We start from the raw sequence: 12,108 nt of genomic DNA, 5'->3' as shown, positions 1-12,108 counted from the left end.
TCCGGTCATTGTCGGCGCCGCATGCAACAGGACCGATGTTCGAGCGTCGGCGGCCCGCAATCACGCCTTTGAGACCGCCGGAACCTTGGGCGCTGTGTCCGAGTTGGGTCCGATCGGGGCGACCGGCTCGCATAGTCGGTCGCCCCACCCGGTCTCAGCTCAGTACGCAGGCTCCGGTCTGGATCGGCGAATTCGAACCGGGCGCGGCCTCCAATTGCGCGCGCACCTCGTTCAGCGTCAGCACATAACCGGTGTCATCGTCGGTGACAGCCGCACCGAAGACCACACCGAGCACCTGCCCCTCGGTATCCACCAGCGGCCCACCGGAATTGCCTGCCCGCACCAAACCGCGGACGGTATAGACCTCACGCTCGACCGTGCCGTTGCGGTAGATGGTCGGCCCGGTCAGATCCAGCGTCTCGCGCACCCGAGCCGCGCTGGCCGTGTACGGTCCGCCGCCCGGGTAGCCGAGCACGATGGCACTGTCGCCGGAGTGCGCGGCCGAGGGCGCCTGCGGGACGATCGGGGCGGTGAGGCCGGGCACCGCAAGCACCGCGACATCCTTGGACGGATCGAACAGCACCACCGTCGCCTCGAGCGGGCCACGCGCGGTATCCACGCTGACGCTCGTCGTACCCGCGACCACGTGCGCATTGGTCATCACGCGTTCGGGTGCGATCACGAAGCCCGACCCCTCCAGCGCCCGCTGGCAGCTCGGCGCCACGCCGCGGATGCGCAGCACACTCTGCTGCAGCGAGGCCGCGACCGGGCTGGCGAGCACGCTGGGGTCCGGCGGTTCGACCGCCGCGATCGGCGCGCGACCGAACGGTCCGATGACATCCGGCAGCCCGGATGTGTTGAGCAGCTTGGAGAATTCGTTCGGCAGCCGCCGTAGCCAACTCGGGGAGACATCGTTGACGTCGGCGAGCACCTTCGAACCGTTGATGGCCGCGGCGATGGCCGGCTGGGACGAGGTGGCCAGCGGCAACGCCAGCAGCCATGCGGTGACCAGCACCGCGACCGCCTGCAGCACCGCGCCGACGACGCTGTCCACACTGCGAGTGAACGGATGTCGCATACCGCCGCGCGCGGCCCTGCCGAGCACCATGCCCGCGACCTCACCGACGATGACCAGCAGCACGATCAACAGCACGCCGGTGAGCACCCGCGGTCTGCCCTCGTTGACATGGATCAGGATGTGCGGAGCGATGAGAATGCCCGCGACCGCGCCGAGTACGACGCCCAGAAAGGCCAGCGCGGAGGCCACCGCGCCCTGCCGCCAACCGGAGGAGGCGGCCAGCAGCGCGAGCAGCACCACAGCGATATCGAGCCAAGCCGATGAACTCATAACGTCATCCCTACGGCCGCCAGCGCGGACTCTAGATCGCGAACATCGCTGTGGTCCCAGTCCCGTTCCCACCCGGCGGTGTTGCAGATGCCCGCCAGAATGCCGCCGGTCAGTCCCCACACCAGCATTCCGTCCACCTGGAACGCCGGACTCTGATAGCCGAGGCTGCCGCGCACCATGAAGCGATTCGCCGGGTCCAGCAGGTCGGCAAGCGGCACCCGCACGACGCGTTCGGTCTCGGTGTGGTTGACCACATGGACCGCCCTCGGGGTGTGCCAGTAGGCCACCACCGGTGTCACGTCGAAGCGGGACGGGGGCACGAAAAGCTTCGGCAGCACCGCAAATGGTTCGACGCCCTCGCGCGCCAGCCCGGTCTCCTCGCAGGCCTCGCGCAGGGCGGTATCGATCGGACCGGAGTCGCCGGGATCGACCGCACCGCCGGGAAAGGCGACCTGACCGCGGTGCTGGCGCATGGTGGAAGCGCGCTGGGTGAGCAGCACATCCGCATCGGCGGGCACCCCGCCCGGCGCCTCGGGATCGGCTTCGGGCGAACCACTGAACAGTACGAGCACCGCCGCCTGCCGCGGTGTGGTGCTGATCGTCATGGCCCGCCGGACCGCCCGCGCCAAGGACAGCGTGTCGGTGGAATCGGTATTCGGGTCCGCCGCTCGGCGCAGCCATTTCGGGATGCTGCCCGGCACGGTGCTCTCGGTCATGCCGCAACTCCCAGATTATTCGCGACCGTATCGGCGATATCGTCGACGCCGTTGAATGCCCGCACCACCACCTCGGCGATCGAACCATCGGCACGCAACAGCACCGATACCGGCAGCACCGCGGGCGCACCGACCGCGGTTCGCACCTTGGTGCGCGGGTCGAGGACGCTGGGCAACGTCACCTTCAGGTCGGTCAGCAGCGCGAGCGCCCTCGCCTCATCCGGATCGCTGTGCACGGTCAGCACGGTAATCGCGTTTCCGGCCCGTCGCGCGTACTCCTGCACATCTGGCAACTCTTTGGCGCACGGTCCACACCAGTACGCCCACAGGTTCAGCAGTGCCGGTTTGCCCGCGAGTGCGGCCGCCAGGTCGACCGGTTTGCCGTCGGCCAGACAGGTCAGGGCGAGTCCGGCAAGCGGCCCGCGTCCCACCGTATCCGCTGCGGGCGCCGGGCAATTCGCGAGCCCGGCGGCAGTGCGCGCCTCGACCGATGCGCTCGCAAGGGAATTCGCCGAGTGGTCGCCGCTCGTCGCGGTGTCGTCGTCAGCGCGGGGCCACAGCGCGACCGCCAAGGCCACCACGGTGATCAACCCTGCCAGCGCCAAACGCGCCGCGACAGGTATTCGTCTCACCGGCCCACCAGCTCGAGCAAATGCTCCGCCTCCGGACCCTTCACCAGCTTGGCCGCGGTTTCCGGATCGGTCGGCCCGACCCCGAACGACGGGCAGTCCTTGGCCAGAATGCAGACACCACATGCGGGCTTGCGGGAATGACAGACCCGGCGCCCATGGAAAATCACGCGATGGGACAACATCGTCCATTCCTTGCGTTCGATGATCGCGCCGATGGCGTGTTCCACCTTCACCGGATCTTCCTCGGTGGTCCACGCCCAGCGGCGCACCAGCCGGCCGAAATGGGTGTCGACCGTAATGCCGGGCACACCGAAGGCGTTGCCGAGGATGACGTTGGCAGTCTTGCGGCCGATGCCCGGCAACTGCACCAGTTCGTCGAGGGTGTGAGGCAATTCACCATCGAAGCGTTCGACCAGCGCCTGCCCGAGCCCGATCAGCGAACTGGTCTTGTTGCGGAAGAAGCCCGTCGGCCGGATGTATTCCTCCAGCTCGGCGCGGTTTGCCTCGGCATAGGCGCGAGCATCCGGATACTTTGCGAAGAGCGCGGGTGTGGTCAGATTCACCCGCTCATCGGTGCACTGCGCGGAAAGTATTGTCGCAACCGCCAATTCGAGTGGTGTGGTGAAATCCAGCTCACAGTGCGCGTCCGGAAAAGCCACCGCGAGAGTGCGGTTCATCCGGCGGGCCCTTCGGGTCAGGCCGAGCTGGGTTTCCGCTTGTCGCGCTCGGGATTTGCGCTTCGGCGCGGGGACCGCGGCGGGTTGCGCATCGGTCGCCTCGACGGCAGGCGCAGGCCCGCTCACGGCAGCAGTGGAGGGGGAGACACGCACGCGTCCACCATACGGAACCACCCCACAACGGTGCCCTCCTAGATCTCTTGCCGTGTTCCATCTGAGACCTAGACCGTGTTTACTGCTCGTCATGCAAGGACTCGCTGTGGTGCTCTTCCCAGTGGTGCTGATGCTGTTTGCACTGGGCATGGAGCGGGTCGAGAATCGGCTCCGCAAACTTCTCGAACCCGACGAAGAGGTTCAGCAGTACCTGGACAAGGCAAGCAACGCCGAAGTGAAGGAGCTGACGAAGCTCGGACTGCCCGCCGCGGTGGCACGGATGCGCAGGCGTCGGTCCCGTGGCGAAGAGCTGGACGTCGCACGCGCCAGCTGAATCCCCCTATCAACCGGTACCTGGCACGCCGCGCAATCGACTCGTTACGTGGTGTCTGTCACTACGCTGCTGTAATGCCGCGTAGACTGCGCTGTTGGCCGAATCGCTTCGGTCCAGGACAGAGCCATTTCCCATAAGGAGCACATTCGTGGACGAGGCCCTCGCCAGAGCAGGCATCTTCCAAGGCGTAGAGCCCACCGCGGTGGCGGCTCTCGCCAAACAACTGCAGCCCGTGGATTTTCCGCGCGGCCATGTCATCTTCAACGAGGGCGAGCCCGGCGACCGGTTGTACATCATCACCTCCGGAAAAGTGAAGATCGGACGACGTTCCCCGGACGGCAGGGAAAACCTGCTGACCATCATGGGTCCGTCGGACATGTTCGGTGAGCTGTCGATCTTCGACCCGGGTCCGCGCACCTCGACCGCTACCACCGTGACCGAGGTCCGTGCGGTCACCATGGATCGTGACGCACTCAAGTCCTGGATCGACCAGCGGCCCGAGATCGCCGAGCAACTGCTGCGCGTTCTCGCCCGTCGTTTGCGCCGCACCAACAACAACCTGGCCGACCTGATCTTCACCGACGTCCCCGGCCGGGTCGCCAAGGCGTTGCTGCAGCTCGCGCAGCGGTTCGGCACCCAGGAGGCCGGTGCGCTGCGGGTCACCCACGACCTCACCCAGGAAGAGATCGCGCAGCTGGTCGGCGCCTCCCGCGAGACCGTGAACAAGGCTCTGGCCGACTTCGCGCACCGCGGCTGGCTACGGCTGGAGGGCAAGAGCGTGCTGATCTCCGACTCCGAGCGCCTGGCCCGCCGCGCGCGCTGACGCATCCGAACGCAAAAGCACGCTGAGTTCAGCTACCGAATGAACTCAGCGTGCTTTCGGTGTTTCTAGTTCTGCTCGGCGCGCAGGTACTCCAACTGCGCTTGCACCGAACTGCGTGCCGCCGGCCACCGCCGCTTGTCCACATCGGCATAGACCTTGCGCACAACCGACATCGCCCCCGCGTTCGGCCCGAGCACGCGCAATGCCGCCCGCACCTGATCGAGCCGCTCCTGCCGATGCGCGATGTAGTACCGCGCCACCGGTTCCAGATCGGGATGATCCGGACCATGTGCGGGTAGCAGCGCACGTCCCGCACCCGCCTCGACCAGCTTGTCCAGCGATGCCAGGTAATCGGCGAGGGCGCCGTCGGTGGAATCGAGGACGGTGGTGCCGAAGCCGAGGATGGTGTCACCGGTCAACACCGCGTCGTCGAGTACGAAACTCACCGAATCCTTGGTGTGGCCGGGAGTGTCGAGGACGGTGATCCGCAGTCCGGCGGCCTCGATCACCTCTCCGTCGACCAGCGGCGCATCCGAACCGCGCAGGAATTCGGCGGTCCTGGCCCGCACCGGCGTACCCGTCAGCGCGACCAGCCGGTCGATACCGCCGGTGTGATCGTGATGCCGGTGCGTGATCAGGGTGAGCGCGATATTGCCGTCGGTGACGCGCGCGAGCGTCTCGCTGTGCGCCTTGTCCTTCGGTCCCGGATCGACGAGGACGTATTCCGACTGCCCCGGCGCACGCAGCAGCCAGGTATTGGTCCCCTCCAGCGTCATCTGGCCGGGATTGTCCGCGAGCACGACGGCCGCGGTCGGCGTGACCTGCCGCAGCCGGCCGTATGCGGGATGGGTGAGCGTCATCGATCCTGTCTAGCGCACTTCGGCGATCAGTTCGACTTCGACGGGGGTGTTGCGGGGCAGTTCGGCGACGCCGACCGCGGAGCGCGCGTGTACGCCCGCATCACCGAAGACCGCGCCGAGCAATTCCGAGGCGCCATTGACGACCTGCGGCTGATCGGTGAATCCCGGTGCGGAGGCGACGAATCCGACGACCTTCACAATGCGCACCACCGCATCGAGCCCGACCAGATCGTGCACCGCGGCAATCGCGTTCAGCGCGCAGAACTTGGCCGCCTCCTTGGCCTGTTCGAGCGAGACCTCCGCGCCGACCTTGCCGGTCGCCGACAACTGGCCGTCCACGAACGGCAGCTGACCGGAGGTGTAGACCAGCGATCCGGTGCGGATCGCCGGAATGTAGGCGGCGACCGGCGCCACGACCGGCGGCAGGGCCAGGCCGAGCTGGGCGAGGTTCTTCTCCCACTGGGTCATAAGTGCAAGTCCCTTCGGTTACTTGGGGCGCTTGAGGTAGGCGACGTGCTGTTCACCGGTCGGACCGGGCAGCACGGTCACCAGCTCCCAACCGTCGGCGCCCCACTGGTCCAGGATCTGCTTGGTCGCATGCGTCAGCAACGGAACGGTGGCGTACTCCCACACCTTCGAATCACTCATGCTGTGACATTTTGCAGCGCCTTCGGCGCGGCGTGTTCGCGGCCCCCCGGTGTCTCGCGTCCGAGCCGTCGAGACTCGCGACTTCGTCGCATGCGCTTCGACGACTCGGACGCGAGACGGGCCGCGAACGGTCGCTCGTAAGACTCGCTCCGTGGTGGTCGCCGAGGGCGGGCGTTCGGCACTTGGTGCACGCGTGCTGGGTGGTCAAGTGCCGGTCTGCGGCATGCGCTTGGACGACTCAGACGCGAGACGGGCCGCGAACTGACTCGCTCCGTGGTGGTCGGTGATGGCGGGGCGTTCGGCACTTGGTGCACGCGTGCAGGGTGGTCGAATCCCAGGCCTGCGTCGCATGCGCTTCGACGACTCGGACGCCAGCCGGACCGCGAACGGGTCGCTCGTAAGACTCGCTCCATGGTGGTTGGTAGAGCAGGTATCCGACTCTGCGGCAAACTCGGCTCCCACTGTCTGAGGCAGAATCTCCGGAAAATGAGGCGCTGACCATATCGCTGGGACGCGATGTCAGAACGGGTTATAGGCTCGCGATCGTGGGAGTACCAACAGCAGTGCCTATTTCGGCGGAGCCGGCGCCGGAAGCAGGTTGGCCGGAACGCGCGGATAAGGCCCGCCTGCACTATGTCTCCGGCAAGGGGGGAACCGGTAAGTCGACGGTCGCCGCCGCGCTGGCACTCGCGCTGGCCGCGGGCGGACGGCGGGTGCTGTTGGTCGAGGTGGAGAGCAGGCAGTCCATTGCCCAACTGTTCGATCTGCCGCCGCTGCCGCCCACCGAAACCAGGATCGCCACCGCGGACGGCGGCGGTGAAGTCGTCGCGCTCGCACTCGATATCGAGCACGCCTTCCTCGAATACCTGGATATGTTCTACAACTTGGGCTTCGCCGGGCGGGCGATGCGCCGGGTCGGCGCCATCGAATTCGTCACCACGATTGCACCCGGTCTGCGCGATGTCATCCTGACCGGCAAGATCAAGGAATGCGCGGTCCGGGTGGATAAGCAGGGCAAGCCCGTATTCGACGAAATCGTTGTCGACGCACCGCCGACCGGACGGATCGCCAGCTTCCTCGATGTCACCCAGGCCATGGTCGAGGTGGCCAAGGGCGGGCCGATCGCCTCGCAGGCCGAGGGCGTCTCGAGGCTGCTGCACTCCGATCAGACGATGATCCACCTGGTCACCCTGCTCGAGGCGCTGCCGGTGCAGGAAACCGCCGACGCCGTCGCCGAACTCACCGCCAATGACCTGCGAATCGGCACCGTCATCGTGAACCGGGCGACCAAGGGCCAACTGCCGGCCGACGTGCGTAATAAAGCCGCAGAGGGCGATATCGATCGCGATGCCATTCGCGCCGGACTCACCGAGACCGGAATTTCCCTGTCGGACCAGGACTTCCAGGGCCTGATCACCGAAACCGTCGAGCATTCGGCCACTTTGCGGGCACAGGACGAAAGCGCCGCCGAACTCGCGAAGGTGGATGTATCGCGGATGTATCTGCCCGCGCTCGCCGACGGCATGGATCTCGGTGGCATCTATGAACTTGCCGAACATCTGAGCAAGCAGGGGGTCCGATGAGTAGTCCGAATGTGGCCACGCCACTAGATGTTTCGAGCATTATCGCCGATCCCTCCGCGCGGGTGGTGGTCTGCTGCGGCTCCGGCGGCGTCGGCAAGACGACCACCGCGGCGGCCATCGGATTGCGCGCGGCCGAGCAGGGGCGCAAGGTCGTGGTGCTCACCATCGACCCGGCACGTCGGCTGGCCCAGTCACTCGGTGTCGCCGATCTGGACAACACCCCGCAGCGGGTGGCGCTCGGTCCGGACGCCAAGGGCGAATTGCACGCGATGATGCTCAATATGCGGCGCACCTTCGACGATATGGTGCTCGAGCACACCAGTCCGGAGAAGGCGGAGCAGATTTTCGCCAATCCCTTCTATCAGACGGTCGCCTCCTCCTTCGGCGGTACGCAGGAGTACATGGCGATGGAGAAGCTCGGTCAGCTGGCCGGACGCAAGGAGTGGGACCTGATCGTGGTCGACACTCCCCCGTCGCGCAATGCGCTCGATTTCCTCGATGCTCCGCAGCGGCTCGGAAACTTCTTGAACGGCAGGATGATCCGGGTCATCATGGCTCCCGGTCGCGGTGTCACCCGATTGGTGACCGGTGCGATGAGCCTGGCCGTGCGCGGGGTTTCGACCATTGTCGGCGGCCAGATGCTCAAGGACGCGTCGAATTTCTTGCAGTCGCTGGAGTCGTTGTTCGGTGGTTTCCAGGATCGCGCGGACCGCACGTACGCGATGCTGTCCAAGCCGGGCACGCACTTCTTGGTGGTGGCGGCCGCCGAACCGGATGCGCTGCGCGAGGCGTCCTTCTTCGTCGACCGGCTCTCGACCGAACGCATGCCGCTGGCCGGGCTGATCTTGAACCGGACCCACCCGATGCTCAGTTCACTGTCGGCCGATCATGCGCTGACTGCCGCCGATCAGCTCGCCGAATCCGATCCGCTGACCGCCGCGGTGCTGCGTATTCACGCCCAGCGGGTCACTACCGCCAAGCGCGAACAGCATCTGCTGCACCGGTTCACCGGTGCGCATCCACGGGTGCCGATCGCCTCGGTGACCGCCCTGCCCTTCGAGGTCTCCGATCTGGAGGCGCTGCGTGCCGTCGCGGCGCAACTCACCGATGCGCACCCGGTCGAGGTGACCGCCTGAGCCGTTATCGGCGGCGAAATCGCTCGAGCGACTGTGTCATTCTGATGCCGGTTTGATATAGACCCGTTAACGAAGCCGAGCCCGCAATCGCGGGCTCGGCTTCAGTTCCAGGGTTAGATTGCGATTTGATGTTGACGCTGGGCTTGGAAAAAGTCCGCCCAGGACGTCACCTCCGGGTGCTGCTTGAGCAGCGCACGACGCTGCCGTTCGGTCATTCCACCCCACACGCCGAACTCGACTCGATTGTCGAGTGCATCGGCCCCACACTGCATCAGCACCGGGCAGTGCCTGCAGATCGTCGCCGCCTTGCGCTGCGCCGCGCCGCGGACGAACAGTTGATCAGGGTCTACTTCCTTGCATCGGGCCTGGGCTACCCAGGCGATCCTTGCTTCGGCCTGCTCTACGTCCAATCGAGCGATGGGGGTTGTCATGTGCATTTGGTGTGCCCCTTTGCAGTCCGAACACCGGGTCAACGGCGCTCCAGAATCGCGTGTCAGTGTCGCAGCAACCCAAACCCCGCTGCGAACTGCACCACATTCCACTTTGAGTGTTAGCTCTATCACACTGGGTTCTCAATCTAGGTAAAGGTATGGCTTCTGCGCAAGACCGTCCCGAGACTTTTTGGTACGTCCGTCCCTGCAACCGTGATCCAGAACCGGGCGGTCGACTCGACCTGCGGTCCGCCCCTCCGCGACACGCCGGAATCCATCCCGCGACACGCCCAATCCGGCATGCGAACTCCAGGATCCGAGCTACTCGCAAACACACCCGAGAGCGCCGGATCGGCACCCCGTAGTCTGGGTCCGTGCCGATCACACATACGCTCGCGAGGCTGGCCGGCAGCTGCGCGCTGGCCGCCGTGCTCGTCGCCGGGTTGTTGTTCCCTCTCGCAGGCGGTTTCGGGTTCGTCTCCAACCGCGCCGCCGACGCCGTCGACAATGTGTCCGCAGAGCTGGTGGAGGGCACCGTCCCCGCCGTCTCGACCATGGTCGACGCGAATGGAACGCCCATCGCCTGGTTGTACGAGCAGCGCCGCTTCGAGGTCCCCAGCGACAAGATCTCCAACGATATGAAGTTGGCGATCGTCTCAATCGAGGATCGGCGCTTCGCCGAGCACGCGGGTGTGGACTGGACCGGCACCATGCGCGCCTTCGTCACCAATACGAGCAGCGGCGAGGTGCAACAGGGCGCGTCCACCCTCGATCAGCAGTATGTGAAGAATTTCCAGCTACTCGTCGTCGCCAAGACCGACGCCGAGCGCCGGGCCGCCATCGAGACCACTCCCGCGCGCAAACTGCGCGAGATCCGGATGGCGCTCACCCTGGACCGGGAGCTGACCAAGGACGAGATCCTCACCCGATACCTGAATCTCGTCCCGTTCGGTAACTCCTCCTACGGCATCCAGGACGCGGCGCAGACCTACTTCGGCGTCGACGCCGCGAATCTGAATGTGCCGCAGTCGGCGATGCTCGCGGGCATGGTGCAGTCCAGCTCGAAGCTGAATCCCTACACCAATCCCGAGGGTGTGCTGCAGCGGCGCAATACCGTGTTGGACACGCTGATCCAGAACATCCCCAGCCGCGCCGAGGAATTCCGCAAGGCCAAGTCCGAACCGCTCGGCGTGCTCCCCGAACCCAAGGGCCTGCCGCGCGGCTGCATCGCCGCCAACGATCGCGGCTTCTTCTGCGACTATGCGCTGCAGTATCTGGCCAATGCCGGTATCAGCCGCGAGCAGATCAATACCGGTGGCTACACGATCAAGACCACGCTCGATCCGGCTCTGCAGGACTCGGTGAAACGCTCGGTCACCGAGGCCGCGAACCCGAATCTCGACGACATCGCCCAGGTGATGTCGGTGGTCGCCCCGGGACAGGATTCGCATCCGCTGCTGGCCATGGCCAGCAGCCGCACCTACGGCCTGAACCGCGATGCCAACGAAACGGTGCAGCCGCAGCCGTATTCGATGGTGGGCGACGGCGCGGGCTCGATTTTCAAGCTCTTCACCACTGCCGCGGCCATGGAAAAGGGCCTCGGTATCAACGCCCAGCTCGATGTGCCGGGCCGATTCGAGGCGAAGGGCATGGGTAACGGTGGTGCGCGTGGCTGCCCGCCTGCCACCTACTGCGTACAGAACGCGGGTAACTACAAGTCGCCGATGTCGGTGACCGAAGCACTGGCCACCTCGCCGAATACCGCGTTCGTCAAGCTGATCCAGGCCGTCGGGGTCACCCCGACCGTCGATATGGCGGTACGCCTTGGCATGCGCTCCTACACCGAGTCGGGCAGCTCGGGCCACGGCAACCAGAGCCTGGCGGACATGATCAAGGAACAGAACCTCGGCTCGTTCACCCTGGGCCCGGTCGCGATCAACCCGCTGGAGCTGTCGAATGTGGCCGCCACCTTGGGGTCCGGCGGCCGGTGGTGCCCGCCATCGCCGATCAAGGAGGTGATCGACCGCTCCGGCAAGACGGTGCCGCTCACCCAGCAGGCGTGCGAGCAGGTCGTCGATCCCGGACTGGCGAACACGCTGGCCAACGCCATGAGTCAGGACGACATCAGCGGCACCGCGGCCGGCGCGGCGCGGGCGACCGGCTGGAACGCGCCGCTGTCGGCCAAGACCGGAACCACCGAGAGCCACCGCTCCTCGGCGTTCCTCGGCTTCACCAACTCACTGGCGGCCGCGGCCTACGTCTACGGCGACAGCCCGACACCCGGTGAGATCTGCTCGTTCCCGCTGCGCGGCTGCGGCGACGGCAATCTCTTCGGTGGTAATGAACCCGCTCGCACCTGGTTCAACGCGGTCAGGCCGGTGCTCGGGAACTTCCCGCCGCCCGCACTGCCACCACTGGACGACAAGTATGTGCGCGGGTCCAACCAGGCCCAGGTCCCCGATGTCGCGGGCATGACCCAGGGGCAGGCGACTGCCGCACTGGTCGCCGCGGGCTTCCAGGTCTCGCCGGTGAACGGCACCGGTGCACCGCCGAAGGGGACGGTGATGGGGACAGCGCCGAATGGGTCGGCGATTCCCGGGTCGGTGATCACGATCTATATCAGCGACGGGACGGAACGGGCACCCGCGCCGGCACCCGGACCGGCGCCGGCACCCGGTCTTCCGATTCCGGGCATTCCAGGTATTCCGGGATTACCGAGTATTCCGGGATTCCCTGCCCCTCGATAACTCCTCATAAATACGAAAGC

The 12,108-nt window shown here is 66.1% G+C and carries 13 protein-coding genes; 5 read left to right on the top strand and 8 right to left on the bottom strand.

Going from position 1 to position 12,108, the window contains the following annotated elements:
- Positions 1-154: 154 nt before the first annotated feature.
- The 4 genes from ACQPYR_RS02305 to nth are packed head-to-tail and all read right to left on the bottom strand — an operon-like array spanning position 155 to position 3,526.
- The gene (locus ACQPYR_RS02305) at positions 155-1,348 is read right to left on the bottom strand and encodes a MarP family serine protease (protein WP_433627029.1); all 1,194 of its coding nucleotides are present in this window, start codon (positions 1,346-1,348) and stop codon (positions 155-157) included.
- Entirely contained in the window at positions 1,345-2,064 is a 720-nt protein-coding gene (locus ACQPYR_RS02300; protein ID WP_433627026.1) for an NUDIX hydrolase, read from the bottom strand. The genes ACQPYR_RS02305 and ACQPYR_RS02300 overlap by 4 nt, the downstream gene beginning before the upstream one ends.
- Positions 2,061-2,696: a TlpA family protein disulfide reductase gene (locus ACQPYR_RS02295; protein WP_433627023.1), complete on the bottom strand. Its 636-nt coding sequence runs from the start codon at positions 2,694-2,696 to the stop codon at positions 2,061-2,063. The genes ACQPYR_RS02300 and ACQPYR_RS02295 overlap by 4 nt, the downstream gene beginning before the upstream one ends.
- On the bottom strand, positions 2,693-3,526 hold the full coding sequence (gene nth, locus ACQPYR_RS02290) for an endonuclease III (protein WP_433627020.1): 834 nt from the start codon (positions 3,524-3,526) through the stop codon (positions 2,693-2,695). Before nth ends, ACQPYR_RS02295 begins: the two co-directional genes overlap by 4 nt.
- A 91-nt stretch (positions 3,527-3,617) precedes the next feature.
- On the opposite strand from nth, the gene ACQPYR_RS02285 reads away from it, so the two are divergent.
- Both ACQPYR_RS02285 and ACQPYR_RS02280 read left to right on the top strand, forming a co-directional pair.
- Positions 3,618-3,860, top strand: a complete 243-nt coding sequence (locus ACQPYR_RS02285; RefSeq protein ID WP_040686056.1) for a hypothetical protein — start codon at positions 3,618-3,620, stop codon at positions 3,858-3,860.
- Between the two features lie 148 nt (positions 3,861-4,008).
- The gene (locus ACQPYR_RS02280; RefSeq protein WP_011206875.1) at positions 4,009-4,683 is read left to right on the top strand and encodes a Crp/Fnr family transcriptional regulator; all 675 of its coding nucleotides are present in this window, start codon (positions 4,009-4,011) and stop codon (positions 4,681-4,683) included.
- Between the two features lie 65 nt (positions 4,684-4,748).
- On the opposite strand, the gene ACQPYR_RS02275 is transcribed toward ACQPYR_RS02280, so the two are convergent.
- The 3 genes from ACQPYR_RS02275 to ACQPYR_RS02265 are packed head-to-tail and all read right to left on the bottom strand — an operon-like array spanning position 4,749 to position 6,191.
- Entirely contained in the window at positions 4,749-5,543 is a 795-nt protein-coding gene (locus ACQPYR_RS02275; protein ID WP_433627017.1) for an MBL fold metallo-hydrolase, read from the bottom strand.
- A gap of 9 nt (positions 5,544-5,552) precedes the next feature.
- Positions 5,553-6,011 (bottom strand): RidA family protein, encoded by a 459-nt coding sequence (locus ACQPYR_RS02270; RefSeq protein ID WP_433600752.1) that lies wholly within the window; start codon positions 6,009-6,011, stop codon positions 5,553-5,555.
- Between the two features lie 18 nt (positions 6,012-6,029).
- Positions 6,030-6,191, bottom strand: a complete 162-nt coding sequence (locus tag ACQPYR_RS02265) for a DUF4177 domain-containing protein (protein WP_085998464.1) — start codon at positions 6,189-6,191, stop codon at positions 6,030-6,032.
- 563 nt (positions 6,192-6,754) lie between these two features.
- Here ACQPYR_RS02265 and ACQPYR_RS02260 point away from each other — a divergent pair.
- Positions 6,755-7,774 (top strand): ArsA-related P-loop ATPase, encoded by a 1,020-nt coding sequence (locus ACQPYR_RS02260; protein WP_433634980.1) that lies wholly within the window; start codon positions 6,755-6,757, stop codon positions 7,772-7,774.
- Positions 7,771-8,910 carry an ArsA family ATPase gene (locus ACQPYR_RS02255; RefSeq protein WP_433627014.1) on the top strand — a complete coding sequence of 380 codons (1,140 nt, stop codon included), beginning with the start codon at positions 7,771-7,773 and terminating at the stop codon, positions 8,908-8,910. Before ACQPYR_RS02260 ends, ACQPYR_RS02255 begins: the two co-directional genes overlap by 4 nt.
- 113 nt (positions 8,911-9,023) lie before the next feature.
- On the opposite strand, the gene ACQPYR_RS02250 is transcribed toward ACQPYR_RS02255, so the two are convergent.
- Entirely contained in the window at positions 9,024-9,347 is a 324-nt protein-coding gene (locus tag ACQPYR_RS02250) for a WhiB family transcriptional regulator (RefSeq protein WP_040686051.1), read from the bottom strand.
- A 368-nt stretch (positions 9,348-9,715) separates the two neighbouring features.
- On the opposite strand from ACQPYR_RS02250, the gene ACQPYR_RS02245 reads away from it, so the two are divergent.
- Positions 9,716-12,088 carry a penicillin-binding protein gene (locus ACQPYR_RS02245; RefSeq protein WP_433627012.1) on the top strand — a complete coding sequence of 791 codons (2,373 nt, stop codon included), beginning with the start codon at positions 9,716-9,718 and terminating at the stop codon, positions 12,086-12,088.
- The last annotated feature ends 20 nt before the right edge of the window (positions 12,089-12,108 follow it).

Origin of the sequence: Nocardia sp. CA-120079 (genome assembly GCF_050955745.1) — a bacterium.
Taxonomy (GTDB): Bacteria; Actinomycetota; Actinomycetes; order Mycobacteriales; family Mycobacteriaceae; genus Nocardia.
This window is presented reverse-complemented; position numbering and strand designations above follow the sequence as displayed.